Here is a 26,999-nt window from a genome sequence, read left to right on the forward strand (position 1 = left end):
ATGCCACTTACCCCACCACTGGGGGCAATCTGGCCATTTGGTCGACCCCGCCCGAAGTTTCGTGCTTGCCTTGAGCCAGGACCCTACTCAGCGCCGAACCGCAGGTGCACGACGTTGAACGAGATGACCCGGCTTTCCCAGTCCGCCGATACGGCCAAAAGCCCGTCCAAGGGTTCGGCCGCCGGCGCGGAAGCGAAGACGGAGAAGGACGTGTCCGTCGACTCTGCCTCCGGAAACGGCAGCGGCAGCACAGCCGGCACCGCGGCCGACAGCGCGGCCGACAGCGCGGCCGGCAACGGCTCCGCCGCGGCGCCGCTGGCCACCACCGGGGTGGCCGCGCTCCTGCGGCTCGCCGTCATCTGCGTGGATCCCGACGGCCGCGTCTCCTACTGGAACCGCGGCTCCGAGGAGCTCTTCGGCCACCGCTGGGAAGGCGTTTTCGGCCATCGTGCCTCCGGGCTGCTGACCGCCTCCGGCGCTCCGCACGAGGACACCCTCGATCTGCTGGACGACCTCACCCACCCCGCCTGGGCCGGTTCGCTCGCCACCACCGACCGGGACGGCACCGTTCGCGACGTGCTGTGGTGGACGTACCGGATCATGGAACCCGCCGGCCGCAGCCTGCTGGCCATCGCCGCCAACGCCAAGCCACTGCGCGCCGGTTCGCTGCGGATCGCCCTCGGCGACCGCCTGCTGCCGTACGCCGCGGAGGAGCCGGCGCGCGAGGCCCGCGAGGGCATCTCGGTCTCCGCCCAGCTCGCGCCCGTCCCCGACCTGGCGCACGCCCGGCAGCTGACCAACCGGCTCGGCATCGTCCTGCCCCGGGTGAGCGCCGGCCGCCTCGAACGGATCATGCGGCAGGTCGTCCCGCTCGGCTACCCCGTCCTGCGGGTGGACGGCAGCACGGAACTCCCGGTCCTGCCCAGGGAGTACGAGGCCGATGGCGGAACGTTGCGCCCGGCCCGCACCAACCGCCGGGAGCTGCTCCCCGCACCCCGTTCGGGCTCCGGAACGTCCGTCGAGGCGACGGTCGCACCGGCCGCCGGGAACTCGGCCGGCAACTCCGCCATGGGCCGGACCACCGGGGTACGCACCGGCGCCGACGGCCTGACCGCCGTCCCCGCCGTACCGGTCTTCGCGACGCCCGCTCCCGGCCATGTGCTGGACGAGCAGCTCGCGTTACTCCGTGAGACCGGCACCAAGGTCGGCAGCACCCTCGATCTCGACACCACCGCACGCGAGCTGTGCGCCGTGACCGTCCCGCGCTTCGCGGACTTCGCGGCGATCCTCATCGTCGACCAGCTGTTCTCCGACACCGAGCTGCCGAAGGACGACCGGCCGTCCGACACCGTCCTGCTCCGCCGGGTCGCCGTCGCCCTGCACGGGCCGCCCGGCGCCTGGGACAGCGCCGTCCCGGAGGGCGAGTTGATCACCCTCTCCGCCGACGACATCACCCCCCGCCTGAGCGAGCCGCTGCTCGTCCCCGTCATCGAACCGGGGCTCGCCCAGGACCTCGCGCTCGACCTGGGCGTGCCGGCCCTCGGCCCGCTGCTGCCCGGCCGTTCCATGGTCGTGGTCCCGCTCACCGCTCGCGGTACGGTCCTCGGCCGGATGTGCTTCCTGCGCCAGCCGAACCGGCGCCCGTTCGATGCCAAGGACGCCGCGACCGCCGGCGAGATCGTCACCCGCGGCGCCGTCCACCTCGACAACGCCCGGCTGCACCGCTTCGAGTCCCGGGCCGCCGCGACGCTGCAGCGCAGCATGATGCCGACCCGGCCGCCCAAGATCCCCGGCGTGCGCATCGCGCACCACTACATGCCGGGCGACCGCCAGGCGCAGGTCGGCGGCGACTGGTTCGACGCGATCCAGCTCCCGGGCGGCCGTGTCGCGCTCATCGTCGGCGATGTGATGGGGCACGGCCTGATCAGCGCCGCCGTCATGGGCCAGTTCCGCACGTCCGTCATCACCATGGCCGCCCTCGACCTGCCGCCGGCGCAGCTGCTGCGGCACCTCGACAACCTCGCGCACCGGCTGGGCCCCGAACACCTCGCCACCTGCGTCTACGCGGTCTACGACCCGATCCACCGCAATCTGACCCTCGCCAACGCCGGTCACATCCCGCCCGTCCTGGCCCGCCACGACGGGGTCAGCGAGCTGCTGCAGATCCCCAAGGGAGCGCCGATCGGCGTCGGGGGCGTGCCGTTCGAGACGGTCGAGATCCCGGTGCCGGACGGCAGTTGGCTGGTGCTGTGCACGGACGGCCTGGTCGAGGTCCGCGGCCAGGGGATAGACGCGGGTCTTGCCGCCCTGTGTGCCAATGTCATCGAGCCGCAGCAGACCCCCGAGGACGTGTGCGCGCAGATCCTCAGCCGGCTGCACTCCGAGGACCGGCGGGACGATGTCGCCCTGCTCGTCGCCCGGTTCGAGGGCATCGCCTCCAAGGACGTCGCCCAGTGGACGCTGCGCATGGACGACGCGGAGGTCCGCACCGCGCGTGAGCTCACCCGGCAGCAGCTCGGCATCTGGGGTCTCGACCGGCTCATGGACGTCACGGAACTGCTGGTCAGCGAGCTGGTCACCAATGCGCTGCGGGTGGCGTCGCACGACGTCCAGCTGCGGCTGATGAACGTCGGCAAGCTGCTGGTCGAGGTCAGCGACGACGATCACAACCTGCCGCAGTTGCGGCGGGCCGACGCGGACGACGAGGAGGGGCGCGGCCTCGCGCTCGTCTCGCATCTGTCGCGGCGCTGGGGTACGAGCCGCAAGGCGGTCGGCAAGGTCGTCTGGTTCGAACTCCCGCTGCCGGGCTAGAACTTCGGCTTCGGGACGGCACTTCGGCTCCCGGACCGGTGCGGCCGCGCCGGGTCGTTCAGCAGATCTCGGGCTGCTGGGGCCGGGAGGGGCTGGCGTGCGCGCCCGCGCACGGCCCGGCCGGGTCGCCCGCTGCGTCGATGCCGCCCAGCAGATACGTCTCGGCCCACTGGCCCAGCTCGTGCAGGGCCGGGCCGAGACCGAGGCCGGCCTCGGTGAGCCGGTAGGTCACGCGCAGCGGCGGGCCTTCGTCGACCTCACGGACGACCAGTCCGGCGTCGACCAGCTCGCTCAGCCGGTCCGACAGCATGCGCTCGCTGATCTTGGGGAGGGATCTCCGCAGGTCGGCGTAGTACGCCGCCCGCTGGGTGAGGACGGCCACGATCAGCCCGGTCCACCGTTTTCCCAGCAGCTCGAAGACGCGCGTGAGCGCGATGTCGACGCCCGTACACACCTCGGCCCCGAGCTCTGCCTGCGCCTGCTGTCCCCGTTGCATGGGTACAGCGTACTGCCGTCCCACTTGCTACTGCAGAAAAGTAAGCTACTGTGCTATCAATAGCTACATACGAAAGAACGCAGACGCCCACGGTGGCGCGGCGTTCGCCCCGTCTTCCGAGAGTGGAGGCATTCCCATGCCCACCTTGCTGCACATCGACTCCTCCGCCTTCCACGAGGGCTCCGTCTCCCGCGAGGTCGCCGCGACCTTCCGCAAGGAATGGGAGGCGCAGCACCCGGACGGCACCGTGATCTACCGCGACCTCGCGGCCGATCCGCTCCCCCATCTGACCGCCGACGCCATCACGGCGTCCTTCGTCCCGGCGGCCGACCACACCCCCGGGCAACGGGCCGCCCACGCTCTGCGGGAGACCCTCGCGGAGGAGCTGGAGCGGGCCGACGCGGTGCTGATCGGCACCCCGATGTACAACTTCACGATCCCCTCCAGCCTCAAGGCATGGCTGGACCAGGTGATCATCATCGGCCGCACCGGCGGCGAGGGGTCCACGGTGGCCGGCACCCCGGTCACGGTCGTGACCGCCCGCGGCGGTTCGTACGCCGCCGGCACCCCGCGGGAGAGCTTCGAGTTCGCCTCGAACTACCTGGAGAAGGTCCTCACCGGCATGCTCGGCCTCGAAGTCGACTTCATCGTCCCTGAGCTGACGCTCGCTCATGTGAAGCCGGAGATGGCCGACCTCCGGGACCTGGCCGACGCGTCGCGCACCCGCGCCCACGAGGAAGCGGTCTCCAAGGCCAAGGCACTCGCCGTCCGCCTGGCAGCCTGAGGCCCCTCGCCCTGCCGTCTGCGTTACGTGTCACCCGTTACGCGCCGCTGGCCCCGCCCGATTCCGGGCGGGGCCATTCGCGTCCCTCCAGCGCCTCGATGCTGCGGTTGAACCGGGTGAGTACGTCCTCGAACTGCCCGATCTCCCGCGGCGTCCAGTCCGCGAGCACCCGGCCCAGGCCTTCCAGATGGACCGCCCGGTCGGCTGTCAGCCGGTTCTTGCCGGCACCGGTGATCCGCAGCTTCCGCGCCATTCCGCCGTCCGGATCCGCGACGCGCTCCGCCAGCCCGGCCCGCAGCAGCGCCGCCGTCTGCCGGTTGACCGTCGAGGTGTCGAGGCCGAAGGCCTCCGCGAGCTGTCCGATGGACATCGCGCCGTCCGCTTCGATCCTGGTCAGCAGCAGATAGGCGGACTTCTCCAGCCGCCCGCCCGCCGGGTCCCGGCGGGCCATCACCTGGTGCCGGGCGACAAGCATCAACTCCCGTTCGAGTCGCTCCAGCACACTGCCTCCTATGTCACCGCGTCCTGCGCGCCGCGCGTACCCACGAGGTACGCAATGTGCACGATACACAGCCTGTGTATCGTGCACATCAACAACTTCACCCGGAGGCGGTACACGTGCCCCAGATATCCGATCCAGTGGCCCGCGACCGGGGCAGCTCCATCGTCGTGGTGCTCGCGTTCGCGGGCATCGTCGTGGCGGTCATGCAGACCCTCGTGGTCCCGCTGATCCCCGAACTCCCCAAGCTGCTGCACGCCTCCGCCTCCGACGCCTCATGGGTGATCACCGCCACCCTGCTGGCCGGCGCGGTCGCCACCCCCGTCATGGGCCGGCTCGGCGACATGTACGGCAAGCGGCGGATCCTGCTCTTCAGCCTCGGCCTGCTGATCATCGGCTCGCTGATCTGCGCCTTCACCACCTCGCTGCTCCCGATGGTGGTCGGCCGGGCCTTCCAGGGCGGCGCGATGGGCGTCATCCCGCTCGGCATCAGCATCATGCGTGACGAGCTGCCCAAGGAGCGGATGGGCTCCGCGATGGCCCTGATGAGCTCCTCGCTCGGCATCGGCGGGGCGCTCGGCATGCCGGGTGCCGCGGCGATCGCCCAGCACTTCGACTGGCACTCGCTGTTCCTGTGCTCGGCCGGGCTCGGGGCGGCGGCCGCCGCGCTCATCTTCTTCCTGGTCCCCGAGTCGACGGTGCGCACCCCCGCACGGTTCGACTTCCCCGGTGCGGTCGGGCTCTCGGCGGGGCTGGTCTGCCTGCTGCTGGCGGTGTCCAAGGGCGGCGACTGGGGCTGGGGCAGCGGCACCACCCTCGGACTGCTCGGCGCCGCCGTGCTGATCCTGCTCGGCTGGGGCACCTTCGAGCTGCGGACCACCGCGCCGCTGGTGGATCTGCGGACCACCGCCCGCCCCCAGGTGCTGCTCACCAACCTCGCGTCGGTCCTGGTCGGGTTCGCCCTCTTCGCGATGTCGATCGTGCTTCCGCAGCTCCTGCAGTTGCCCAAGGCGACCGGTTACGGTCTCGGCCAGTCGATGGTCGCGGCCGGGCTGTGCCTGGCGCCCGCCGGGCTGGTGATGATCGTGATCTCCCCGCTGTCGGCGCGGATCTCGGCCGCCCGCGGCCCGAAGACCTCGCTGATGCTGGGCGTGACGGTGGTCGCCGCCGGTTACGCCATGGGGCTGTTCCTGATGGACACCGTCTGGGAGGTCATCCTGGTATCGGCGGTGATCGGCACCGGCATCGCGCTCGCCTACGCCGCCATGCCCGCACTGATCATGGGCGCCGTGCCGCTGTCGGAGACCGCGGCCGCCAACGGCCTCAACACCCTGATGCGGTCGATCGGCACCTCGGTCTCCAGCGCGGTCGTCGGTGTGGTGCTCGCCCATATGACGCATCCGTTCGGCGGCATGCCGCTGCCCACGCTGAACGGTTTCCGCGTCGCGTTCGCGATCGCCTGTGGGGCCGGCCTCGCCGCCCTGCTGATCGCGGCCTTCATCCCGGCCCGCCACACCCGGCCACAGCTCGCGGCTTCCGGCCCGGCCACGGTCAACGCGCCCGCCGACCAGCCCGCCTAGGAGTCCACCGGCGAACACCGCGGACACGGCGAACGCTGCAGACGGAGCAGACGCCGAAGACACGGCAGACACAGAAGGGCCGCGCGACAGTCGTCGCGCGGCCCTTCCGCAGGTGACGCCGAGGTCAGAGATTGACGCCGAAGTCCTGCGCGATACCGCGCAGCCCCGAGGCGTAGCCCTGGCCGACGGCCCGGAACTTCCACTCCGCGCCGTTGCGGTACAGCTCGCCGAAGACCATCGCGGTCTCGGTGGAGGCGTCCTCGGTGAGGTCGTAACGAGCCAGTTCGTTGTTGTCCGCCTGGTTCACCACACGGATGAACGCGTTGCGGACCTGGCCGAAGCTCTGCTGACGGCTCTCGCCCTCATAGATCGAGACCGGGAACACGATCTTGTCGACCTCGGGCGGAACGGTCGCGAGGCTGACCTTGACGGCCTCGTCGTCGCCCTCGCCCTCACCCGTGAGGTTGTCGCCGGTGTGCTCGACAGAACCGTCCGGGCTCTTGAGGTTGTTGAAGAAGATGAAGTGCTTGTCCGAGACAACCTTGCCGGTCGTATCGACCAGCAGCGCACTCGCGTCCAGGTCGAAGTCGGTGCCGGTCGTCGTGCGCACGTCCCAGCCCAGGCCGACGGTGACCGCCGTCAGTCCGGGGGCCTCCTTCGTCAGCGAGACATTGCCGCCTTTGGAGAGGCTGACACCCATGATGGACTCCCTGCTCAATCCGGCGCGGGCCGCGCCGCTTGACGATTCCTTTGCCCAATAGCTCCAACGGACACCACCCTGCCCCGGTTCCCGCCGGCCTGCCACCCTTGCGCGGCCGGTCCGCACCGGCCGCTCCGCCACTCGGCCGATCGGTGCCGATCCAGCGGCTCCGCGTGCCGGCGCCGGGCACCCGGCGCCGGCACGCGGTTCAGCGCGCGCGGCCCGCGACCTGGTCGGCGGCCCAGCGGGCCCATTCCTCCTGCATGGCGGTGAAGCGCAGCCCGTACTCCAGGGCCAGCCGGCCGTAGACGGACGGCTGGTCGTCGCCCCAGTCCACCGCCGCCTCCAGCTCCTTCAGCGAGGCCCGGTGATCGGCCGCGCGGGAGGCCTCGTTCCCGAGGTACGCGCACGCCTCCACCGGAGTGAGCACGCCCAGGAAGAAGACCCGCAGCAACGTTTCGCTGCGGCGCACCCGGTCGGGTTCCGTCTCGGTGAGCCAGTGCCGCAGCTCGGCGAGGCCTTCGTCGGTGAGGGCGTACTCCTTGCGGCCGCGCGGTCCTTCCGCGGCCACTTCCAGCAGGCCCGTATCGGCGAGACGCCCCAGCTCGCCGTAGACCTGGCTCTGGGTCGCGGGCCAGACATTGGCGAGGGAGGTCTCGAACAGTTTCATCAGGTCGTAGCCGCTGGCCGGACGTTCGACCAAGAGGCCCAGCAGTGCGTGGCGGAGGCTCATGTGGTCCATCCTACCTTCCACTCTTGACACGTCAATGCTGGACGTTCTACTTTTGACACGTCGGAAATGGAATACCGGAAACCCGGACACCAGACCGGACCACTGGAAGGCCTGTCATGAACTACCTGCGCGGCTTCATCCCCTGGATCGCCTTCGCCGCCGTCTCCTCGGCCGGCTGGCAGTGGGGAGCCCTCACCGGTCTCGTCCTCGGCATCTGGCTGCTGATCCAGGACCGCAAGGCGGGCATCGCCGCCGAGTCCCAGATCCTGGAGTTCAGCACGATCGCGTTCTTCGCGGTCCTCAGCGTGGTCGCCTTCTCCCGTCCGGACTCCGGCCTGGAGGACTACAGCGGGGCGCTCTCGCTCGGCTGGCTGGCCGTCACCGCCTGGGCCACCCTCGCCGTCCGCCGCCCCTTCACCACCGGCATCGCCAAGCGCCAGGCGCCGCCCGAGGTGTGGAACACCCCGGTCTTCCGCCGGATCAACGTGGTGATCACCGCCGCCTGGGCCGCCGCCTTCACCGTCACCGCCGCCGTACTGATCCCCATCTACGCCGCGGACCTGGGCAGCGGTGTCTCGATCCCGGTCCAGGTCGCCGGCTTCGTGGTCCCCGCGCTCTTCACCGCCCGTTACCCGGACCGCGTCCGGGCCCGCCTCTCCGAGCCCGGCACGCAGGAGGGCTGACCCCGCATGACCCAGCAGCCCGCCGCCGCCCCGCACCTGTCCGGCAACTTCGCCCCCGTCGCGGAGGAACTGACCGCCTACGACCTGCCGGTCACCGGATCGATCCCACCCGAGCTGACCGGCTGGTACCTGCGCAACGGCCCCAACCCGCAGGACGCCGCCTCCCCGCACTGGTTCTTCGGCGCCGGGATGGTGCACGGCGTCCGTCTGGAAGGCGGCCGCGCCACCTCGTACCGCAACCGCTGGGTCCGTACCTCGAGCTTCACCCACGGCGCCCGGATCTATGACGACCAGGGCAATCTGGATCTCACGGCCGGCCCCGCCAACACCCACATCGTCCGGCACGCGGGCCGCACCCTCGCCCTGGTCGAGGCCTCGTTCCCGTACGAGATCGACTGCCGCCCGGGGCATGAGCTGGAGACCGTCGGACCGCACGACTTCGGCGGCCGGCTCGAGACCCCGATGACCGCCCACCCCAAGACCTGCCCGACCACCGGGGAGCTGCACTTCTTCGGTTACGGCGGGCTCACCGCGCCGTACCTCACGTACCACCGGGCCGACGCCTCCGGCGAGTTGGTCGTCAGCCGCCCCGTGGACGTCCCGGCGCACACGATGATGCACGACTTCCATCTCACCGCCTCCCACGTGGTGTTCATGGATCTGCCCGTGGTCTTCAACCTCCAGGAGGCCATGCGCCCCGGCGGCGGCATGCCGTACCAGTGGGACCCGGCCTACGGCGCCCGGCTCGGCGTGCTGCGCAGGGACGATCCGTACGGCGCCGTCCGCTGGTTCCCGATCGACCCCTGCTACGTCTTCCACGGGCTCAACGCGTACGACGAGGGCGACGGTGACCGGATCGTCCTGCACGTCACGCGCTATCCGCACCACTACGCGCCGGATCTGGCCCACCGGCCCGCCACCTTGTGGCGCTGGACGCTGGACCTCGTGACGGGCACCGTCGCCGAGGAGCAGATCGACGACCGGCCGTGCGAGTTCCCCCGGGTCGACGACCGGCTCGCCGGACAGCCGGCCCGGTTCGGCCATGTCACCACGGCCGAGGGTCTGGGACGCGGGCCGGTGGCCGGCGCCCTGGTCCGCTACGACCTGCGGACCGGCGGCGTCACCAGCCATGAGTTCGCGCCCGGCCGCACCCCCGGCGAAGCCGCCTTCGCCCCGGCAGACGACCTCGCGGGCGGCCCCGGCTGGCTGCTCACCTATGCGTACGACGCCGGCACCGGTACCAGTGACCTGGTGATTCTGGACGCCGAGCACCTCGCCGCCCCGCCGGTCGCGACCATCCACCTGCCCCAGCGGGTGCCCTACGGATTCCATGGCAACTGGCTTCCCGACCAGTGAGCGGCCCTCTGGAACCGGCCGATGGCGATACCGAACCTGTCTCATTTCCAAGATACGGAAACAAGATTCCGAAATAGGCCGCAGAATCTGGGCATGCAGACACAGGCCGTGCCGGCGCGGGAAGCCACCCCGCCAGCTGTCCCACCGCTCAGGAAAGCCGCCGCCGAACTGGTCGGCACCGCCGCCCTGGTGGCCGTCGTGGTCGGCTCCGGCATCCAGGCCACCCGCCTCAGCCACGACGTCGGGGTGCAGCTGCTGGCCAATGTGCTGGCCACCGCCCTGGGACTCTGGGTGCTGATCACCCTCCTCGCCCCGGTCTCCGGCGCGCATCTCAACCCCGTGGTCACCCTCGCCGACTGGTGGACCGCACGCGGCGGTCCGACCGCGTACGGCGCCCGGACCGTGGCCCTCTACGTCCTCGCGCAGACCACCGGCGCCATCGCCGGATCGGTGCTCGCGGACGCCATGTTCGACCGCCCGCTGATCAGCTGGTCCACCCACGACCTGTCGGCAGGGCATCTGCTGCTGGGCGAAGTCGTCGCCACCACCGGACTCGTCCTGCTCGTCACCGGCCTGGTCCGCAGCGGCCGTACGCAGCTGGCCCCCGTCGCCGTCGCGACCTATATCGGCGCCGCCTGCTGGTTCACCTCCTCCAGCTCGTTCGCCAACCCCGCCGCCACCGTCGGCCGCTCCTTCAGCGACACGTTCACCGGCATCGCCCCCGGATCACTGCCCGGCTTCATCGCCGCCCAGCTGACCGGAGCCGTCCTCGGACTGGCCCTGGCCACCGCGCTCTTCACCCCGAAGAAGCCCTGAGGAATCGCCGAGAACGTCCCGAAGCAGCCCCGAAGAAGCCCGGCCGAAGCCCCCGTGGCAGCCAGGACCGGGTCTTGATGAAGGACTGAATCACTGCTTCACTTCTACGCATGCCCTACCGCAGGACCCCCACCATCCAGGCGCGCCTCGACGCCCAGCGCGACGCCGTACTCCACGGAGCGGTCGAGCTGCTCGCCGAACGCGGATACGCCGCCTGCTCGGTGGCCGCGGTCGCCGAACGGGCGGGTATCGCGGCCGGCAGCGTGTACCGCTCGTTCCCCAGCAAGGCCGAGCTCGTCGCGGAGCTGTTCCGGGTGGTCTGCAGCCGGGAGGTCGAGGCCGTCCGGGCCGCCGCCAACCGGCCCGCCGACCTGCCCGACCGGGTCGCCGCGATCATCGAGACCTTCGCCGGACGGGCCCTGAAGTCACCGCGGCTGGCCTACGCCCTGCTCGCCGAGCCGGTCGACGCCGCCGTCGACGCCGAACGGCTCGTCTTCCGCCGCGCGTTCCGCGATGTGATCGCGGAACAGATCGCCGCCGGCGTCGCCTCCGGACGACTGCCGGCCCAGGACCCCCAGCTCACCGCCGCCGCCCTGGTGGGGGCCGTCGGAGAAGCCCTCGTCGGCCCGCTCGCCGACGGCGGCGCACCCGACGACCTGATCCCCGCCCTCGTCTCCTTCGCCCTACGCGCTCTGGGAGGACGCAATGCCGCAGACTCATGAGGTCACCAACCAAGCACCGCCCCTGACCGGCCACGATGTCGCCGCCGACGCCACCCTCATCGAGGGCCTGCACCGCCAGGGCGCCGGCTGGTCCGAGGACTCGCTGCACACCCTGGGAACGCTCGCCGGCACCGAACACGCCCAGGAACTGGGCCGGTTGGCCAACGAGAACGAACCGGTGCTGCGCACCCACGACCGGTACGGCAACCGCATCGACGAGGTCGAGTTCCACCCCGCCTGGCACGAACTGATGGACACCGCCGTCAGCCATGGCCTGCACGCGGCCCCCTGGCGCGACGACCGGCCCGGCGCCCATGTCGCCCGCGCCGCCAAGCTCTACGTCTGGGGCCAGGTCGAAGCCGGCCACATCTGCCCGGTCTCCATGACGTACGCCGTCGTCCCCGCCCTGCGCGCCAACCCCGCGCTCGCCGCCGCGTACGAGCCGCTGCTCGCCGCCCGCGAGTACGACTTCGGGCTCCGCGCCCCGGCCGGCAAGCGCGGTCTCATCGCCGGTATGTCGATGACCGAGAAGCAGGGCGGCTCGGACGTCCGCAGCAACACCACCCGGGCCGTTCCGGCCGGTGGCGAGGCCGGCACGTACACACTGACCGGCCACAAGTGGTTCACGTCCGCGCCCATGTCGGACCTGTTCCTGACCCTCGCGCAGGCCCCCGGCGGCCTCTCCTGCTTCCTGCTGCCGCGCGTCCTCCCCGACGGCACCCGCAACCGCATCCAGCTGCAGCGCCTGAAGGACAAGCTCGGCAACCGCTCCAACGCCTCCGCCGAGATCGAGTACGACGGCGCCCTCGGGTACCTCGTCGGCGAGGAGGGCCGCGGGGTCCGCACCATCATCGACATGGTCAACCTGACCCGTCTGGACTGCGTCCTGGGCACCGCCACCGCCATGCGTGCCGGGCTGATCCGGGCCGTCCACCACACCACGCACCGCTCGGCGTTCGGTGCCCCACTCATCGACCAGCCGCTGATGCGCAACGTCCTGTCGGACCTCGCCGTCGAGTCCGAGGCCGCCACCACCGTGGCATTCCGGCTGGCCGGCGCCACCGACCGCGCGGCGCGCGGCGACGCCGCCGAGGAGTCCTTCCGCCGGCTGGCGCTCGCCGTCACCAAGTACTGGGTGTGCAAACGCGGTCCCGTGCACGCCGCGGAAGCCCTCGAATGCCTCGGCGGCAACGGCTACATCGAGGAATCGGGCATGCCCCGCCTCTACCGCGAGGCACCGCTGCTGTCGGTCTGGGAGGGCTCGGGCAACGTCTCCGCGCTCGACGCACTGCGCGCGATGGCCCGTCAGCCCGACTCCGTCGAGGCGTTCTTCGCCGAGATCGACCTGGCGGCGGGCGCCGACCGGCGGCTGGACGCGTCCGTGGCGGAGCTCAAGAAGGAGCTCGGCGACCTCACCGACCTCGAATTCCGCACCCGCCGCATCGTGGAGTCGATGGCGCTGGTCCTGCAGGGCTCGCTGCTCGTCCAGTACGGCAGCCCCGCGGCCGACGCCTTCTGCGCCTCCCGGCTCGGCGGCGACCACGGCCGCGCCTTCGGCACCCTCCCCGCCGGCACCGACACCGCACCCCTCATCGACCGCGCCCGCCACCTCCTGTGACCGCCCCCGACGACGCGCCGGAAGACCCCGCCGACGCCCCGGTCCAGGTCGAGCGCGACGGCCCCGTCACCACCGTCGTCCTGAACCGCCCCGGGGCGCGCAACGCCGTCGACGGCCCCACCGCCGCCGCCCTCGCCGCCGCCTTCCGGGACTTCGACGCCGACCCCGACGCCGCCGTCGCCGTCCTGTGGGGCCGGGGCGGCACGTTCTGCGCCGGCGCGGACCTCAAGGCCGTCGGCACCGCCCGCGGCAACCGGGTCGCCGAGGACGGCGACGGCCCGATGGGACCCACCCGGCTGCGGCTCTCCAAACCCGTCATCGCCGCGATCAGCGGCCACGCCGTCGCGGGCGGACTGGAACTCGCCCTGTGGTGCGATCTGCGGGTCGCCGAGGAGGACGCCGTCCTCGGCGTCTTCTGCCGCCGCTGGGGCGTTCCGCTGATCGACGGCGGCACCGTCCGGCTGCCCCGCCTCATCGGCGAGAGCCGGGCGATGGACCTGATCCTCACCGGCCGCCCGGTACCCGCCCCCGAGGCCCACGCCATCGGCCTCGTCAACCGCCTGGTACCCCCCGGCGAAGCCCTGCGGGCCGCCCGCGAACTCGCCGCCGACATCGCCCGCTACCCCGCCGCCTGCATGCGCGCCGACCGAGAGTCCGCCCGCACCCAAGCCGGCCTCCCCGAACCCGAAGCCCTCCGCCAAGAACTCCACAACGCCTCCGCCGCCCTCGCCGGAATCACCGAAGGCGCCCACCGCTTCACCTCCGGCCTCGGCCGCCACGGCGACTTCGACACCATCTGACGACCCGCCGGCGGTGATGTGCGGCACGGACAAGTGCCGCACATCACACCGACCCGCAGCACACCGGCCGGAGCACAGGAAACCGAACCACCCGGACAACGAAAAACGGCCCCTCCGAGCGACTTTCGTCACTCCGGAGAGACCGTTCAACGGTTCTACTCTGTGCGCGAGGGGGGATTTGAACCCCCACGTCCCGAAGGACACTGGCACCTGAAGCCAGCGCGTCTGCCGTTCCGCCACTCGCGCAATAAGTGGCGCCGGTCGATGCTCCTTCACTCTCCGGACCGTGGTCCGGGCAGTGCGGGAGCGCCTTCCGACTCGAGAAGATTAGCACGGCGGCAGGGGTGGAATCACACCCGTTTCCGCCCGCCCACCGGGGCGGACACGGCCCGGGGCCGGAGCCCGTCCGGGTGTCGTGCTCCGAAGCCGTCCGCGCCGTGTACCCCGGCTCCCACCGGGCAGGGTTGTCCGGAGAGCACCGCGCTGTACGGCCGCGCCCCCGGTTGCGGGACACTGGACAGGAGCCGCATCTACCATCCGAGTGGACCGTGTGAGGGTTGACACTGCTCCGTCCCACGGGATCGGGGAACCAGCCGTTTTCCCGGCGCGTGGATACGATCAGTAAGCAGTATCGGAAGAGCCCGAGGAGGGAGGTGCCCCATGGGAGTAATGAAGCGCTTCGAGCAGCGTCTCGAGGGCTTTGTGAACGGCACCTTCGCCAAGGTGTTCAAGAGCGAGGTCCAACCGGTCGAGATCGCGGGCGCGCTCCAGCGTGAGTGCGACAACAACGCCACGATCTGGAACCGCGACCGCACTGTGGTGCCCAACGACTTCATCGTCGAGCTGAGCACGCCCGACTTCGAGCGACTCAGTCCGTACTCCGTGCAGCTCGGCGAGGAACTCGCCGGCATGGTGAAGGACTACGCCAAGCAGCAGCGCTACACCTTCATGGGCGGCATCAAGGTCCACCTGGAGAAGGCCGACGACCTCGACACCGGCCTGTACCGGGTGCGCAGCCGCACGCTCGCGTCCAGCGAGTCCCAGCAACCGCAGCCCCACCAGCAGCCGCAGCCGATGCAGCGGCACGAGCCGCCGCGCACCGCGGCGCCGTATCGTCCCTCGGGACCGCCCCCGATGCCGGCGGGACCGCCTCCGGGCGGACGTGCCGGCGGACCGGCACCCGTGACGCGGCTGCCCGGCGCCGGATCGCCCTCGGGCGGTCCCGGCGGCGGCGCGGTGCGGCGCTGGATCGAGATCAACGGCAACCGGCACCAGATTTCCCGGCCGACGCTCGTTCTCGGCCGCAGCACCGAGGCGGATGTCAGGGTCGACGACCCCGGCGTCTCGCGCCGGCACTGCGAAATCAGGGTCGGATCGCCTTCCGTGGTCCAAGACCTCGGATCAACAAACGGCATTGTGGTGGACGGGCAGCACACCCAGCGCGCTACGCTCCGCGACGGCTCTCGCATCGTCGTCGGGAGCACCACCATCGTGTACCGGCAAGCCGAAGGGTGAAGCGGGGGCAATGTCAGAGCTGACCCTGACGGTCATGCGGTTGGGTTTCCTCGCCGTACTGTGGCTGTTCGTCATCGTCGCGGTACAGGTCATCAGAAGTGACCTGTTCGGGACCCGGGTGACCCAGCGCGCGGCACGGCGCGGGGCCGACCAGTCCCGCCCGCCGCAGCAGCGCCAACAACAGGCGCAGAACCAGCGGCAACAGCCGCAGAACAACCGACAGCGCCGTGGCGCCCCGACCAAGCTGGTCGTCGCCGAGGGCTCGCTGACGGGTACCACGGTCGCGTTGCAGGGCCAGACCATCACGCTCGGCCGGGCGCACGACTCAACAATCGTGCTCGACGACGACTACGCGTCCAGTCGGCATGCCAGGATCTACCCGGACCGGGACGGCCAGTGGATCGTCGAGGACCTCGGATCCACCAACGGCACTTATCTGGACCGGAATCGGCTGACCACGCCGACCCCGGTGCCGATCGGCGCGCCGATCCGCATCGGGAAGACCGTCATCGAGCTGCGGAAGTAGTCGCACAATGGGCGAGCGGAGCCAGCGAGCGCGAGCGAGAGGGTGGGCAGCGTGCGGATGTACCCGGAGCCGACGGGCGAGGTGCGCATGACTCTGAGCCTGCGTTTCGCCGCCGGTTCGCACAAGGGCATGATCCGGGAGGGCAACGAGGACTCCGGCTATGCCGGTCCGCGCCTGCTCGCGATCGCCGACGGCATGGGCGGCCAGGCGGCCGGTGAGGTCGCCTCGTCCGAGGTGATCTCCACCATCGTCACGCTCGACGACGACATTCCCGGTTCCGACATCCTGACGTCGCTCGGCACCGCCGTGCGGCGCGCCAACGACCAGCTGCGCGTCATGGTCGAGGAGGACCCACAGCTGGAGGGCATGGGCACCACGCTCACCGCCCTGCTGTGGACCGGGCAGCGGCTCGGTCTCGTCCACGTCGGCGACTCCCGCGCGTACCTGCTCCGCGACGGTCTGCTCACGCAGATCACGCAGGACCACACCTGGGTGCAGCGGCTCGTCGACGAGGGCCGGATCACCGAGGAGGAGGCCACCACCCACCCGCAGCGCTCCCTGCTGATGCGCGCGCTGGGCAGTGGCGAGCACGTGGAGCCGGACCTGTCGATCCGCGAGGTGCGGGTCGGCGACCGGTATCTGATCTGCTCCGACGGGCTCTCGGGTGTCGTCAGCCACCAGACGCTCGAGGACACCCTCGCGGGGTACCAGGCACCCAACGAGACCGTGCAGGAGCTGATCCAGCTCGCGCTGCGCGGTGGCGGCCCCGACAACATCACCTGCATCGTCGCCGACGTCCTGGACGTGGACGACAGCGACACGCTGGCCGGACAGCTGAACGACACCCCGGTGGTCGTGGGCGCCGTCGCCGACAGCCAGCTGCCGCTCTCCGACCCGCGGCATCTGCAGACCCCGGCCGGCCGCGCCTCGGAGCTGGGCCGCACGCCCCCGCCGCAGCAGACGGGCCCCGCGGGCTCCTTCGGCCCGCCCGGCAGCGGCGATCTGACGATGGCCGGCGCGGCGCCGATGGGCTCCTTCGGCTCGTTCGACGACGCGGACCTCGACAAGCCGGTCAAGAAGCGCAAGTGGCTGAAGCGCTCGGTGATCCTGGTCGTCATCCTCGGCGTCATCGGCGGCGGCCTGTACGCCGGCTACCGCTGGACGCAGACCCAGTACTACGTCGGCGCCAAGGACCAGCACGTCGCCGTCTACCAGGGCATCGACCAGAAGCTGGCGTGGATCAGCCTGTCGAAGGTCCATCAGGACCGCCCCGAGATCGAACTCAAGTACCTGCCGGCCTACCAGCGCGACCAGGTCGAGGCCACGATCGCGCTGAGCAGCCTCGGCCAGGCCACCGACAAGGCCGACGAGCTGGCCAAGCAGGCCGACGTCTGCAAGAAGGTCGAAACGAGCAAGACCAACGCCGCGAAGGCCAAGGCCGCCGCGAAGGCGGCTCAGGACAAGCTGAACAAGCCGACCGGCACCGTCCCGACACCTGGCCCCACTGGCCCCACCCTCTCGCCCGACGAACAGAAGCTGGCCCCGCAGTGCGGCACCCAGCAGTAGTACGAGGAGGGGGCAGCTCTTCATGAGTGCCAGCAACACCAGCACCATCTCTTCCGTCGGCGCACCCAGCCGGCGCAACACCGAGCTCGCACTGCTCGTCTTCGCCGTTCTGATCCCGGTCTTCGCGTACGCCAACGTCGGCCTGGCCAAGGACGGCTCGCTGCCCGCCGGCCTGCTCGCCTACGGCCTCGGCCTCGGCCTGCTCGCGGGCATCGCGCACCTCATCGTGCGGAAGTTCGCGCCGTACGCGGACCCGCTGATGCTGCCGATCGCGACGCTGCTCAACGGCATGGGTCTGGTGTTCATCTGGCGGCTGGACCTGGAGCCCTCGCTGGGCAAGGCGATGGCGCCGACCCAGCTGATGTGGTCCACGCTCGGCGTCGCGCTCTTCGTCGCCGTGCTGGTCGTGCTCAAGGACCACCGGATCCTGCAGCGCTACACCTACATCTCCATGGTGGTGGCGCTGGTCCTGCTGATCATGCCGGTGTTCTTCCCCGGCATCAACGGCGCCAAGATCTGGGTCACCATCCCGGGTGTGGGTTCGCTGCAGCCCGGTGAGTTCGCGAAGATCATCATCACCGTCTTCTTCGCCGGCTACCTGATGGTCAAGCGGGACGCGCTGGCGCTCGCCAGCCGCCGCTTCATGGGCCTGTACCTGCCGCGCGGCCGTGACCTCGGCCCGATCCTGGTGCTGTGGGTGCTCAGCCTGCTGATCCTGGTCTTCGAGACCGACCTCGGCACCTCGCTGCTCTTCTTCGGCCTGTTCGTGATCATGCTGTACGTCGCCACCGAGCGCACCAGCTGGATCGTCTTCGGCCTGGTGCTGTCGGCCGCCGGCGCGGTCTTCGTCTCCACCTTCGAGCACCACGTCAAGGACCGCGTCGACAACTGGCTGAACCCGCTCGCGCTGGTCAACGGCGGGGTCACCGAGACCGCCCAGACGATGTACGCGTTCGGCTCCGGCGGCATGTTCGGCTCAGGACTGGGCCAGGGGTACTCCCGGCTCATCGGCGGTATCGCCCCGAAGAGCGACTACATCCTCGCCACCGTCGGCGAGGAGCTCGGCCTGGCCGGCCTGATGGGCGTCCTGCTGCTCTACGGGCTGCTCATCGAGCGCGGTGTCCGCACCGCCCTCGCGGCCCGCGACCCGTTCGGCAAGCTGCTCGCGATCGGCCTGTCGGGCGCCTTCGCGCTGCAGGTCTTCGTGGTCGCCGGCGGCGTCACCGGCCTCATCCCGCTGACCGGTATGACCATGCCGTTCCTCGCCCAGGGCGGTTCGTCCGTCATCGCGAACTGGGCCCTCGTGGCCATCCTGCTGCGCATCAGCGACACCGCGCGACGCCCGGCACCCAGCCCCGCCCCGTCAACCGATGCCGAACCGACCCAGGTGGTGCGCACCCAGTGAACAAGCCCCTGCGACGGGTCGCAGTCTTCTGCGGCCTGCTCGTCCTCGCCCTGCTGATCCGCGTCAACTATGTGCAGTTCGTCACGGGTGACGAGCTGGCGAACGACAAGCACAACCGGCGCGTGAGCATCAACCAGTTCGCCCAGCCGCGCGGCGACATCGTCGTCGGCGACAAGTCGCTCACCGGCAGCGTCGAGACGCCCGGCAGCGACTTCAAGTACAAGGCGACCTTCAAGGACGGCCCCATGTGGGCCCCCGTCACCGGCTACGCCTCGCAGGCCTACCAGACGTCGTTCCTCGAAGGCGTCTACGACAAGTTCCTCACCGGCAACGACGACCGGCTCTTCTTCAACCGCACCATCGACATGCTGACCGGCAAGGAGAAGCAGGGCGGCAAGGTCATCACGACCCTGAACGCCAAGGCCCAGCTCGCCGCGTTCACCGGCCTCGGCAACAAGAAGGGCGCGGTCGCCGCGCTCGACCCCCGTACCGGCGCGATCCTGGCGCTGGCCAGCACGCCCTCGTACGACCCGTCGTCCATCGCCGGCACCTCCAAGAAGACCGACGAGAAGAACTGGCTGGCCCTGCAGAAGGCCAACAACCCCGACGACCCGATGCTCAACCGGGCGCTGCGCCAGGTCTACCCGCCCGGCTCGACGTTCAAGGTCGTCACCGCCGCCGCGGCACTGGAGAACGGCCTCTACACCGACGTCGACGCCGAGACCAGGTCGCCACTGCCCTACAAGCTGCCGCAGAGCTCGCGGAACCTGGAGAACGAGGGCGACCTGCCGTGCAAGAACGCGTCGCTGCGGGTGGCCCTGAAGGTGTCCTGCAACACCGTCTTCGGCCGCATCGGTCAGGACCTCGGTAAGGACAAGATGCGCGAGGAGGCCGAGAAGTTCGGCTTCAACAAGGAGATCCTGACCCCGGTCCGCGCCGACGCCAGCGTCTACTCCAAGAACATGGACGAGCCGTCCAACGTGCTCTCCGCGATCGGCCAGTACAACACCGCGGCCACCCCGCTGCAGATGGCCATGGTCGCCGCCGCCATCGCCAACGACGGCAAGCTCATGCAGCCGTACATGGTGGACAAGCTGCAGGCGCCGAACCTGAACGTGATCGAGCAGACGAAGCCCGAGACGTACTCGCAGCCGGTGTCGGCCGCCAACGCCCAGAAGCTCCAGCAGATGATGGAGACCGTGGTCAAGGAGGGCACCGGCACGAACGCCCAGATCGACGGCGTCACCGTCGGCGGCAAGACCGGCACCGCGCAGAACGGTGTCGGCAACAGCAAGAACCCGTACGCCTGGTTCATCTCGTACGCCAAGACCGCCGACGGCTCCCCGGTCGCCGTCGCCGTCGTCGTTGAGGACTCCGACGCCTCCCGTGGCGACATCTCCGGTGGCGGCCTGGCCGCGCCGATCGCCAAGAAGGTCATGGAGGCCGTACTGAACAAGTGACGCGGGGAACGTGACGCACGTCACCCACCGGGCAGTTTCCACCCCATAACCACCCCATCGCCGCACGTGGCGATACCGGTCGGATATCGGGACCCGGTCACGTCCCGGATCCATCGAGCGTGCCGGGTACCGTATGCCCGAGCATCCACAGGGCACGGTTAGGGAAGGGCAAGAGCTATGGAAGAGCCGCGTCGCCTCGGCGGCCGGTACGAGCTGGGTTCGGTGCTCGGCCGCGGTGGTATGGCCGAGGTGTACCTCGCCCACGACACCCGGCTCGGCCGCTCCGTCGCTGTGAAGACGCTCCGGGTGGATCTCGCCCGCGACCCGTCCTTCCAGGCCCGGTTCCGCCGTGAGGCCCAGTCGGCCGCCTCCCTGAACCATCCGTCGATCGTCGCCGTGTACGACACCGGCGAGGACTACGTCGACGGTATCTCGATCCCTTACATCGTCATGGAGTACGTCGACGGCTCCACCCTCCGCGAACTGCTGCACTCCGGGCGCAAGCTGCTGCCCGAGCGCTCGCTGGAGATGACCGTCGGCATCCTGCAGGCCCTGGAGTACTCGCACCGCGCCGGCATCGTGCACCGTGACATCAAGCCCGCGAACGTGATGCTCACCCGCAACGGCCAGGTCAAGGTCATGGACTTCGGCATCGCCCGCGCCATGGGCGACTCCGGCATGACGATGACGCAGACCTCCGCCGTCATCGGCACCGCCCAGTACCTCTCTCCCGAGCAGGCCAAGGGCGAGCAGGTCGACGCCCGCTCCGACCTCTACTCGGCCGGCTGCCTGCTGTACGAGCTGCTGACCGTGCGCCCGCCGTTCGTCGGCGACTCCCCGGTGGCCGTGGCGTACCAGCACGTGCGCGAGGACCCGCAGCCCCCGTCGGTCTGGGATCCCGAGATCACCCCCGAGATGGACGCCATCGTCCTCAAGGCGCTGGCGAAGGACCCGGACTACCGGTACCAGTCCGCCGACGAGATGCGCGCGGACATCGAGTCGTACCTCGACGGCCAGCCCGTGGGGGCGACCGCCGCCATGGGATCCGTCGGCTACGGCGGGTACGGGGACGGCGCGGCGACCACGGCGCTGCCCTCGCAGAACCCCGCGACCTCCATGCTTCCCCCGGTCCGCGACGACGACGGGGGCTACGGCTACGACGACCGTCCCGACCGCCGCCGGCAGAAGAAGAACCACACCTCGACCGTGCTGCTGGTGCTGGCCGGCATCCTCGTCCTGGTCGGCGCGATCTTCCTGGGCCAGGCGCTGTTCAACAAGAAGGGCGCGCCGGATTCCCTGACGGCCCCGAACCTCGTCGGCAAGTCCTTCGCCGACGCCCAGAGCGCGGCCGCCAACCTCGACCCGGCCATCAAGGTCGTCAAGGGCGAGACCAAGTTCTGCGACGCCCAGCCGGCGAACTCGGTCTGCGACCAGCTGCCGAAGGCCAACGACCCGCTCGCGGCCGACAAGACGATCACGGTCTCCATCTCCAAGGGCGTCGCCCCGATCTCCGTCCCGGACGTCGTCAACGACAAGTTCGAGGACGCCAAGAAGACCCTTGAGGACAAGGGATTCCAGGTCAAGGAGGTGACCGAGACGTCCAACACCAAGGACGACGGCACGGTCACCAAGCAGGACCCCGCGGGCGGCACCCTCAAGCCGAAGGACACGGTCGTCACGCTGACCGTCGCCAAGAAGCCCGAGGAGATCACGGTCAAGGACGTCACGCAGATGCCCCTCGCCCAGGCGAAGCAGACGCTCATCGACCAGGGTCTGAAGGTGCGGACCCAGGACGAGGAGTCGGCCGACAAGCCGGTGGGCTCCATCATCCGGCAGGACCCGGCGGGCGGCAGCACGGCCCAACCGGACCAGACGGTCACCCTGTTCATCGCCAAGGCGCCGCAGCAGCAGAACCTCACCGTCCCCGGTGACCTGGTCGGCAAGACGCTGAAGGACGCCAAGAACCAGCTGGAGGGCATGGGCCTGAAGGTCCAGGTCCTCGGCCCCAAGAAGGACGACGCGGTCGTCGCCCAGTCCTTCCCGCAGGCGAACCAGCCCGTCCAGCAGGGCGGCACGGTCCAGCTCTTCACCACCGGTGGAACCGGCGGCGGGGACAACGGCGGCCTGTTCGGCAACTGACAGCGCCGGACCGGGCAGCAACCGGAGCACGAGCACAACGAAGGGGCCACGGACACCGCGTCCGTGGCCCCTTCGTGCTGCTGCTCCGTCTGTCAGCCCAGTTCGGCGGGCGGGGTGCGGTTCGCGTCGACCTTGTCGGTGCGGACCAGTTCGGCCCAGACCACGTAGCGGTACCGGGAGGTGTAGACGGGGGTGCAGGTGGTGAGGGTGATGTAGCGGCCCGGCTTCTTCCTGCCGGAGTCCGCCGGGATCTGGTCGATGACGCCGACGTTGTACTTCGAGGTCTCGTCGAGGACCGAGTAGACCTTGTAGACGTACCAGGTGTCCTTGTCCTCGAAGACGACCGGATCGCCGTTCTTGAGCTTGTCGATGTTGTGGAACTTGGCGCCGTGGCCGTCCCGGTGGGCGGCGAGGGTGAAGTTGCCCTGCTTGTCCCACGGCATGGCCGACTTGACGGGCTGGTCGTAGTAGCCGGCGACGCCCTCGTTGAGGATGTCGGTGTCGGTGCCCTTCTTGACCAGGACCTCGAAGTTCCTGCCCATCGCGGGTACATGGAGGAAGCCGATGCCGTCCTTGGTGTCGAGGCCGCGGGGGCCAGGGGCGGCCCAGCCCTGCCGGACCTTGTCGCCGTCCCGCTTCGCGTGGCGATCGGCTATCACGTTCGTCCACCACAGCGAGTAGACGACGAACAGGGCGAGCACCAGCCCTGCGGTGATCAGCAGTTCACCGATCACACTGATGATGGCCGCGACCGGGCCCCGCCCGCCGCGATTGGTCGTCGTCACCGCTGTTCCGTTCTGTGGCAGTCCGTTGTCCGGCCGGGGCCGGTCAGTCGGGCAGCGCGGCAGGCTTGCCCTGACTGCGCGGCCGTTCCTCGACCATCTTGCCCCAGACGATCATCCGGTAGGTGCTGGTGAACTCCGGGGTGCAGGTGGTCAGGGTGATGTAGCGGCCCGGCTTGGTGAATCCGGAGCCCTGCGGGACCGGCTGGATCACCTTGACGTTCGAGGGGGAGGTGCTCGGCAGCACACTCGTCATCTCGTACGTGTAGTACGTGCTCTCGGTCTCGACCACGATCTTGTCGCCCGGCACCAGCTTGTTGATGTAGCGGAACGGTTCTCCATGGGTGTTGCGGTGGGCCGCGAGCGCGAAGTTGCCCTGCTTGTCCCACGGCATCGCCGTCTTCAGCGCACCCGTGTAGTGGCCGATCATGCCCTTGTCCAGGACGCTGTGCTTGGAGACGCCCTCGGCGATCGGGGCCTTCACATCCAGTTTGGGTATGTACATGATCGCGAAGCCCTGGCCGGGGGAGAAGGCGTCGGCCTTGCGGTCGTCGTTCTTCTTCGCGCTCTTGTCGTTGTTCCACTGGTTCTGCAGCGCGCTGGTCGCACCGCTGGCCTGCTGATGGGCGCGGATGTTGGTCCACCAGAGCTGGTACGTCACGAAGAGCAGCATCAGCACGCCGACCGAGATGAACACCTCGCCGATCACCCGGCTGAGGATCACCGCGGCGCTGTCCTTGGCCGCCCGCTCCGCCCGTCGGGCCTCCAGACGGGTCATGGGGACCGCCGGAGCCGCCTGGGCGCTCTCGGAGGCCGTGGAGGCGGTGGAGGCCCCGGAAGCCGCCCGGCCCCTGGCGCGGTGCCCAGCGCCCTGCTTGGCCGCCTTACGGCGCTCGGCACGGCCGCCGGGCGCCGGCGCACCCGTCGTGGGAGTGCCCGTCGGCGTGGCCGCGGTTTCGTCCGCGGCGCCGGTCGCGCCGGGTGCTCCGGTCCCGGCCGGCTCGTCCGGCGTTCCGTCCGGGCGCACGGCCGGGAACTGCTCCGTCTCGCCGGGCACGCCCCTGCGCCGGACCCTGGGGGGCGCGGGCGCGGGGGTGGGCGCCGGTACCGGCGCGGGCGCCGGAGTGGACGCGGCGGGCCCCGCGTCGTAACCGCTGGCGTACCCGCCCTCGTACGTCCTGCCGTATCCCTCGTCGTACGCGGCGGGCGCCTCGTCGTACGCGGGCGGCGGCGCGGGCGCCAGCTGCTCCGGCGCTAGGGACGTCTGCTGCGGCGCCTGCTGGGACGCCTGGTGGGACGCCTGGTGCGGCATCTCGTGCGGGCGGAACCAGGGGGAGCCGATGACCTCCTGGCCCGCGTCGGAGGCGTCGGAGGCGTCGGCAGGTGCCGGTGGTGCGGGTGTTGACGGTGCTGCGGGTGTGGGAGGGGGTTCCGCCGCTTCGGGCGCCGGCCGAAGCGGCCCGCGGCCCGGAAGGGGGTCGCTGAGCGGGTCCGCGAGCTGTCCGACCGCCACCGCGAACTGCCCCGTGTCCTCGTAGGACGGGGGCTCGTCCGGGCGGAGCCCGGTCACGCCCCGGCCCTGCCGACCACGGGCGCCAGTCCCGTCGAACGGTCGGGGGCGCCTTCGTCTCCGCACGCCACCAGCCAGTTGGCGAGCATCAGATGGCCCCATTCGGTGAGCACCGACTCGGGGTGGAACTGGACGCCCTCGACAGCCGCGTCACGGTGCCGCAGCCCCATGATGATGCCGCTGTCGGTCCAGGCCGTGACCTCGAACTCCGGCGGCACGGTGTCCCGTTCGACCGCCAGTGAGTGGTAGCGCGTCGCGGTGAAGGGCGACGGCAGCCCGGCGAACACCCCGGTACCGGTGTGCGTCACGGCCGAGGTCTTGCCGTGCAGCAGCTCGGGCGCCCGGTCGACCACGCCGCCGTAGGCGACGGCCATGGACTGCAGACCCAGGCAGACGCCGAAGACCGGTACCCCGGTCTCCGCGCAGTGCCGGACCATGTCGATACAGACCCCGGCCTGCTCCGGCGCGCCGGGGCCGGGGGAGAGCAGCACCCCGTCGAAGCCGTCCTGCGCGTGCGCGAGCTCGACCTCGTCGTTGCGCAGCACCTCGCACTCGGCACCGAGCTGGTAGAGGTACTGGACCAGGTTGAAGACGAAGCTGTCGTAGTTGTCCACGACGAGGATGCGAGCGGTCATCGGACGGCGGCCATCCCGTTCGTCGCGTTCATACCGTTGTCCACGGTCACATCGTTGAACGGCAGCAGCGGTTCGGCCCACGGGAAGACGTACTGGAACAGGACGTACACGACAGCCAGGGCCAGCACGAGCGAGATCAGCGCTCTGAGCCACACGTTGCCCGGCAGATGCCGCCAGATCCAGCCGTACATGCGCTGCCTTCCTTCCCGGTTCCCCGGAACAGAGTAAGGGGAGATCGGCGGGACCGGTGGCCTACCCGGACAAACCCTTCGGCCGGCCCTGCTCGGCGGGGCTCACCGTCTCCAGGTGCGCCCAGGCGATGAGCCGGTGGCTGTGGCCCCACTCGGGGTCGCAGGTCGTCAGCGTCAGATAGCGGCCCGGCGCGGTCCAGCCGGACTCCCTCGGCACCGGGTCGATGACGCCGACGTCGGTGGGGACGGTACGGAAGGGGTCGCGGTCCAGGACGTACGTGTACCAGGACGTGCCGTCGAAGAGGTAGACGCGGTCGCCCTTGCGCAGCTTGGGGAAGTCTTTGAAGGGATCGCCGTAGGTGCGCCGGTGGCCGGCCACCGAGAAGTTACCGGTCTCCCCGAGCCGCGCGGTGTCCGCGTAGTGCCCCAGCCCCTTCTTCAGCACGCCGGAGCCGGTGCCCTGCAGGACGGGCTTGTGCCAGCCGGAGCCGAGCCGGGGTATGTACATGACGGCGAACGACGTGCCGTTCCGGTACGGCGCCGGGGCCGCCGCCGGCGGGGCGGCGGACGGTGTGCCGCCCGTCGCGGTCGGGGCGGGGGTGGGTTCCGCGGGGGCCAGGGATCCGGTGGCCCAGGTGTTCTGCAGCCGGTCGAGCTCGCCGTTCATCGCGCTGTCCGCGCGCACGCCGGTCCAGAACAGGATGTAGACGACGAAGAGGACGATCAACGCACCCGCGGTGACGCACAGTTCGCTCAGCGTCCGCACCACCAGCCGGATCGTCATCGGCGCCCCCGCCCCCTCGCCCCGCCGCCGGTCGCGAGTCCGGTCAGGAGACGGGCTTCGCGTAGTGGAGATCCACTGTGCCGGAGTAGCCGGGAAGAGTCACCCGGTTGTCCGCCTCCACTTTCCAGCCGAGCCCGTAGGCGTTGACGTACTGGAGGTAGTTCTGGATGGTCGCGTTCCGGTCGATGGCGGCGCGCAGCTTCTTCTGGTCACCCACAGCGGTGATTCTGTACGGCGGGGAGTAGACGCGGCCCTGGAGGATCAGGGTGTTGCCGACGCAGCGGACCGCGCTGGTGGAGATCAGCCGCTGGTCCATGACCCGGATGCCCACCGCTCCGCCCTCCCACAGCGCGTTGACCACGGCCTGCAGGTCCTGCTGGTGGATGACCAGGTCGTTGGGCTCCGGGTCGGGCACGCCGGGGACGAGCGCGGTGGCGTTCGGCGGGGCGTCGTTGAGGGTGACGTTCAGCGCCGGGCCGGTCAGCGCCTTCGTGCCGGCTTCCTCTTCGAGCGCATCGAGCTGCTTGCGGTTCGCGTCGGTGGCGCCGATGCCCTGGCGGGTGAGGGTGTCGACATCGTTCCGGACCGCGGTGAGCTGCTTCTCCAGCTCCTGGTTCCGGCTGCTCTGCTTGCGCACGTTGTCCGAGAGCTTGGGCAGCGGGTCGTCGCTGCGGATGTTGACGCCCTTGGCCGTGTCGAAGCTCATCCAGAAGATCAGTCCGGCGAGCGCGAAGACTCCCGCACTGAGCGTCCGCAGTACTACGGTGCGGGTGGAAGGACGAGCGGGAGAAGGACGGGAGGAGGGCGCGTCGCCGGAATCGGTCACCG

The 26,999-nt window shown here is 70.3% G+C and carries 25 protein-coding genes and 1 tRNA gene; 15 read left to right on the forward strand and 11 right to left on the reverse strand.

What is annotated here, in order from left to right:
• Window positions 1-123 precede the first annotated feature (123 nt).
• Window positions 124-2,811: a SpoIIE family protein phosphatase gene (locus tag G3I60_RS26750; RefSeq protein ID WP_239070299.1), complete on the forward strand. Its 2,688-nt coding sequence runs from the start codon at window positions 124-126 to the stop codon at window positions 2,809-2,811.
• 58 nt (window positions 2,812-2,869) lie between these two features.
• On the opposite strand, the gene G3I60_RS26755 is transcribed toward G3I60_RS26750, so the two are convergent.
• Window positions 2,870-3,307 (reverse strand): helix-turn-helix domain-containing protein, encoded by a 438-nt coding sequence (locus tag G3I60_RS26755; RefSeq protein WP_164295654.1) that lies wholly within the window; start codon window positions 3,305-3,307, stop codon window positions 2,870-2,872.
• Between the two features lie 136 nt (window positions 3,308-3,443).
• On the opposite strand from G3I60_RS26755, the gene G3I60_RS26760 reads away from it, so the two are divergent.
• Window positions 3,444-4,091: an FMN-dependent NADH-azoreductase gene (locus G3I60_RS26760; RefSeq protein ID WP_164295655.1), complete on the forward strand. Its 648-nt coding sequence runs from the start codon at window positions 3,444-3,446 to the stop codon at window positions 4,089-4,091.
• A gap of 37 nt (window positions 4,092-4,128) precedes the next feature.
• Here the strand turns inward: G3I60_RS26760 and G3I60_RS26765 are convergent, their stop codons facing one another.
• Window positions 4,129-4,566, reverse strand: a complete 438-nt coding sequence (locus G3I60_RS26765) for a MarR family winged helix-turn-helix transcriptional regulator (protein WP_164295688.1) — start codon at window positions 4,564-4,566, stop codon at window positions 4,129-4,131.
• 197 nt (window positions 4,567-4,763) lie between these two features.
• Between G3I60_RS26765 and G3I60_RS26770 the strand changes: the two genes are divergently transcribed.
• Window positions 4,764-6,170, forward strand: coding sequence for an MFS transporter (locus tag G3I60_RS26770; protein ID WP_138351338.1), 1,407 nt, complete (start codon window positions 4,764-4,766; stop codon window positions 6,168-6,170).
• Window positions 6,171-6,294: 124 nt separating this feature from the next.
• Here G3I60_RS26770 and G3I60_RS26775 read toward each other — a convergent pair whose 3' ends face one another.
• The gene (locus G3I60_RS26775; protein ID WP_138351212.1) at window positions 6,295-6,870 is read right to left on the reverse strand and encodes a TerD family protein; all 576 of its coding nucleotides are present in this window, start codon (window positions 6,868-6,870) and stop codon (window positions 6,295-6,297) included.
• Window positions 6,871-7,078: 208 nt separating this feature from the next.
• Window positions 7,079-7,603 (reverse strand): PadR family transcriptional regulator, encoded by a 525-nt coding sequence (locus G3I60_RS26780; protein ID WP_138351211.1) that lies wholly within the window; start codon window positions 7,601-7,603, stop codon window positions 7,079-7,081.
• Window positions 7,604-7,719: 116 nt separating this feature from the next.
• Here G3I60_RS26780 and G3I60_RS26785 point away from each other — a divergent pair, with 116 nt between their 5' ends.
• From G3I60_RS26785 to G3I60_RS26810, 6 genes are all read left to right on the forward strand, one after another.
• Window positions 7,720-8,286, forward strand: a complete 567-nt coding sequence (locus G3I60_RS26785) for a hypothetical protein (protein ID WP_138351210.1) — start codon at window positions 7,720-7,722, stop codon at window positions 8,284-8,286.
• Between the two features lie 6 nt (window positions 8,287-8,292).
• Complete coding sequence (locus G3I60_RS26790) at window positions 8,293-9,642, forward strand: carotenoid oxygenase family protein (protein ID WP_164295656.1); 1,350 nt, start codon at window positions 8,293-8,295, stop codon at window positions 9,640-9,642.
• A 93-nt stretch (window positions 9,643-9,735) separates the two neighbouring features.
• Window positions 9,736-10,458 (forward strand): MIP/aquaporin family protein, encoded by a 723-nt coding sequence (locus tag G3I60_RS26795; RefSeq protein WP_187144949.1) that lies wholly within the window; start codon window positions 9,736-9,738, stop codon window positions 10,456-10,458.
• Window positions 10,459-10,568: 110 nt separating this feature from the next.
• A complete protein-coding gene (locus tag G3I60_RS26800) occupies window positions 10,569-11,180 on the forward strand; it encodes a TetR/AcrR family transcriptional regulator (RefSeq protein ID WP_138351207.1) in 612 nt (203 codons plus the stop codon).
• Complete coding sequence (locus tag G3I60_RS26805) at window positions 11,164-12,798, forward strand: acyl-CoA dehydrogenase family protein (protein WP_164295659.1); 1,635 nt, start codon at window positions 11,164-11,166, stop codon at window positions 12,796-12,798. The genes G3I60_RS26800 and G3I60_RS26805 overlap by 17 nt, the downstream gene beginning before the upstream one ends.
• The gene (locus G3I60_RS26810) at window positions 12,795-13,598 is read left to right on the forward strand and encodes a crotonase/enoyl-CoA hydratase family protein (RefSeq protein WP_343241444.1); all 804 of its coding nucleotides are present in this window, start codon (window positions 12,795-12,797) and stop codon (window positions 13,596-13,598) included. The genes G3I60_RS26805 and G3I60_RS26810 overlap by 4 nt, the downstream gene beginning before the upstream one ends.
• Before the next feature lie 163 nt (window positions 13,599-13,761).
• On the opposite strand, the gene G3I60_RS26815 is transcribed toward G3I60_RS26810, so the two are convergent.
• Window positions 13,762-13,844 (reverse strand) — tRNA-Leu (locus G3I60_RS26815).
• A gap of 414 nt (window positions 13,845-14,258) precedes the next feature.
• Here G3I60_RS26815 and G3I60_RS26820 point away from each other — a divergent pair.
• The 6 genes from G3I60_RS26820 to pknB all read left to right on the forward strand — a co-directional run bounded on the left by G3I60_RS26820 (window position 14,259) and on the right by pknB (window position 22,209).
• The gene (locus G3I60_RS26820; protein WP_164295661.1) at window positions 14,259-15,113 is read left to right on the forward strand and encodes a DUF3662 and FHA domain-containing protein; all 855 of its coding nucleotides are present in this window, start codon (window positions 14,259-14,261) and stop codon (window positions 15,111-15,113) included.
• A gap of 10 nt (window positions 15,114-15,123) precedes the next feature.
• Window positions 15,124-15,639 (forward strand): FHA domain-containing protein, encoded by a 516-nt coding sequence (locus G3I60_RS26825; RefSeq protein WP_138351203.1) that lies wholly within the window; start codon window positions 15,124-15,126, stop codon window positions 15,637-15,639.
• Window positions 15,640-15,696: 57 nt separating this feature from the next.
• Complete coding sequence (locus G3I60_RS26830) at window positions 15,697-17,205, forward strand: PP2C family serine/threonine-protein phosphatase (protein WP_203673933.1); 1,509 nt, start codon at window positions 15,697-15,699, stop codon at window positions 17,203-17,205.
• A gap of 22 nt (window positions 17,206-17,227) precedes the next feature.
• Window positions 17,228-18,610, forward strand: a complete 1,383-nt coding sequence (locus G3I60_RS26835; RefSeq protein ID WP_138351201.1) for an FtsW/RodA/SpoVE family cell cycle protein — start codon at window positions 17,228-17,230, stop codon at window positions 18,608-18,610.
• Window positions 18,607-20,070, forward strand: a complete 1,464-nt coding sequence (locus tag G3I60_RS26840) for a penicillin-binding protein 2 (RefSeq protein ID WP_138351200.1) — start codon at window positions 18,607-18,609, stop codon at window positions 20,068-20,070. The genes G3I60_RS26835 and G3I60_RS26840 overlap by 4 nt, the downstream gene beginning before the upstream one ends.
• Before the next feature lie 177 nt (window positions 20,071-20,247).
• Window positions 20,248-22,209 carry a Stk1 family PASTA domain-containing Ser/Thr kinase gene (pknB, locus tag G3I60_RS26845; protein WP_164295663.1) on the forward strand — a complete coding sequence of 654 codons (1,962 nt, stop codon included), beginning with the start codon at window positions 20,248-20,250 and terminating at the stop codon, window positions 22,207-22,209.
• 92 nt (window positions 22,210-22,301) lie between these two features.
• Here the strand turns inward: pknB and G3I60_RS26850 are convergent, their stop codons facing one another.
• The 6 genes from G3I60_RS26850 to G3I60_RS26875 all read right to left on the reverse strand — a co-directional run bounded on the left by G3I60_RS26850 (window position 22,302) and on the right by G3I60_RS26875 (window position 26,997).
• Window positions 22,302-22,994 (reverse strand): class E sortase, encoded by a 693-nt coding sequence (locus G3I60_RS26850; protein ID WP_343241445.1) that lies wholly within the window; start codon window positions 22,992-22,994, stop codon window positions 22,302-22,304.
• Window positions 22,995-23,037: 43 nt separating this feature from the next.
• Window positions 23,038-24,561: a class E sortase gene (locus G3I60_RS26855; protein WP_343241446.1), complete on the reverse strand. Its 1,524-nt coding sequence runs from the start codon at window positions 24,559-24,561 to the stop codon at window positions 23,038-23,040.
• Window positions 24,558-25,196 (reverse strand): aminodeoxychorismate/anthranilate synthase component II, encoded by a 639-nt coding sequence (locus G3I60_RS26860; protein WP_138351196.1) that lies wholly within the window; start codon window positions 25,194-25,196, stop codon window positions 24,558-24,560. The genes G3I60_RS26855 and G3I60_RS26860 overlap by 4 nt, the downstream gene beginning before the upstream one ends.
• A complete protein-coding gene (locus G3I60_RS26865) occupies window positions 25,193-25,387 on the reverse strand; it encodes a hypothetical protein (protein WP_138351195.1) in 195 nt (64 codons plus the stop codon). The genes G3I60_RS26860 and G3I60_RS26865 overlap by 4 nt, the downstream gene beginning before the upstream one ends.
• A 61-nt stretch (window positions 25,388-25,448) precedes the next feature.
• Window positions 25,449-26,171, reverse strand: a complete 723-nt coding sequence (locus G3I60_RS26870; RefSeq protein WP_164295665.1) for a class E sortase — start codon at window positions 26,169-26,171, stop codon at window positions 25,449-25,451.
• A gap of 43 nt (window positions 26,172-26,214) precedes the next feature.
• Complete coding sequence (locus G3I60_RS26875) at window positions 26,215-26,997, reverse strand: DUF881 domain-containing protein (RefSeq protein WP_343241447.1); 783 nt, start codon at window positions 26,995-26,997, stop codon at window positions 26,215-26,217.
• Window positions 26,998-26,999 lie beyond the last annotated feature (2 nt).

It is taken from the genome of Streptomyces sp. SID13666 (assembly GCF_010548325.1).
Lineage (GTDB): Bacteria > Actinomycetota > Actinomycetes > Streptomycetales > Streptomycetaceae > Actinacidiphila > Actinacidiphila fildesensis.

Coding starts and splice junctions, on each gene's coding strand:
- G3I60_RS26820 (WP_164295661.1), top strand. CDS start 14,259: ATGGGAGTAATGAAGCGCTTCGAGCAGCGTCTCGAGGGCTTTGTGAAC.
- G3I60_RS26755 (WP_164295654.1), bottom strand. CDS start 3,307: ATGCAACGGGGACAGCAGGCGCAGGCAGAGCTCGGGGCCGAGGTGTGT.
- pknB (WP_164295663.1), top strand. CDS start 20,248: ATGGAAGAGCCGCGTCGCCTCGGCGGCCGGTACGAGCTGGGTTCGGTG.
- G3I60_RS26750 (WP_239070299.1), top strand. CDS start 124: ATGACCCGGCTTTCCCAGTCCGCCGATACGGCCAAAAGCCCGTCCAAG.
- G3I60_RS26870 (WP_164295665.1), bottom strand. CDS start 26,171: ATGACGATCCGGCTGGTGGTGCGGACGCTGAGCGAACTGTGCGTCACC.
- G3I60_RS26865 (WP_138351195.1), bottom strand. CDS start 25,387: ATGTACGGCTGGATCTGGCGGCATCTGCCGGGCAACGTGTGGCTCAGA.
- G3I60_RS26760 (WP_164295655.1), top strand. CDS start 3,444: ATGCCCACCTTGCTGCACATCGACTCCTCCGCCTTCCACGAGGGCTCC.
- G3I60_RS26790 (WP_164295656.1), top strand. CDS start 8,293: ATGACCCAGCAGCCCGCCGCCGCCCCGCACCTGTCCGGCAACTTCGCC.
- G3I60_RS26835 (WP_138351201.1), top strand. CDS start 17,228: ATGAGTGCCAGCAACACCAGCACCATCTCTTCCGTCGGCGCACCCAGC.
- G3I60_RS26775 (WP_138351212.1), bottom strand. CDS start 6,870: ATGGGTGTCAGCCTCTCCAAAGGCGGCAATGTCTCGCTGACGAAGGAG.
- G3I60_RS26785 (WP_138351210.1), top strand. CDS start 7,720: ATGAACTACCTGCGCGGCTTCATCCCCTGGATCGCCTTCGCCGCCGTC.
- G3I60_RS26860 (WP_138351196.1), bottom strand. CDS start 25,196: ATGACCGCTCGCATCCTCGTCGTGGACAACTACGACAGCTTCGTCTTC.
- G3I60_RS26805 (WP_164295659.1), top strand. CDS start 11,164: ATGCCGCAGACTCATGAGGTCACCAACCAAGCACCGCCCCTGACCGGC.
- G3I60_RS26800 (WP_138351207.1), top strand. CDS start 10,569: ATGCCCTACCGCAGGACCCCCACCATCCAGGCGCGCCTCGACGCCCAG.
- G3I60_RS26765 (WP_164295688.1), bottom strand. CDS start 4,566: ATGCTTGTCGCCCGGCACCAGGTGATGGCCCGCCGGGACCCGGCGGGC.
- G3I60_RS26825 (WP_138351203.1), top strand. CDS start 15,124: ATGTCAGAGCTGACCCTGACGGTCATGCGGTTGGGTTTCCTCGCCGTA.
- G3I60_RS26830 (WP_203673933.1), top strand. CDS start 15,697: ATGTACCCGGAGCCGACGGGCGAGGTGCGCATGACTCTGAGCCTGCGT.
- G3I60_RS26780 (WP_138351211.1), bottom strand. CDS start 7,603: ATGAGCCTCCGCCACGCACTGCTGGGCCTCTTGGTCGAACGTCCGGCC.
- G3I60_RS26795 (WP_187144949.1), top strand. CDS start 9,736: ATGCAGACACAGGCCGTGCCGGCGCGGGAAGCCACCCCGCCAGCTGTC.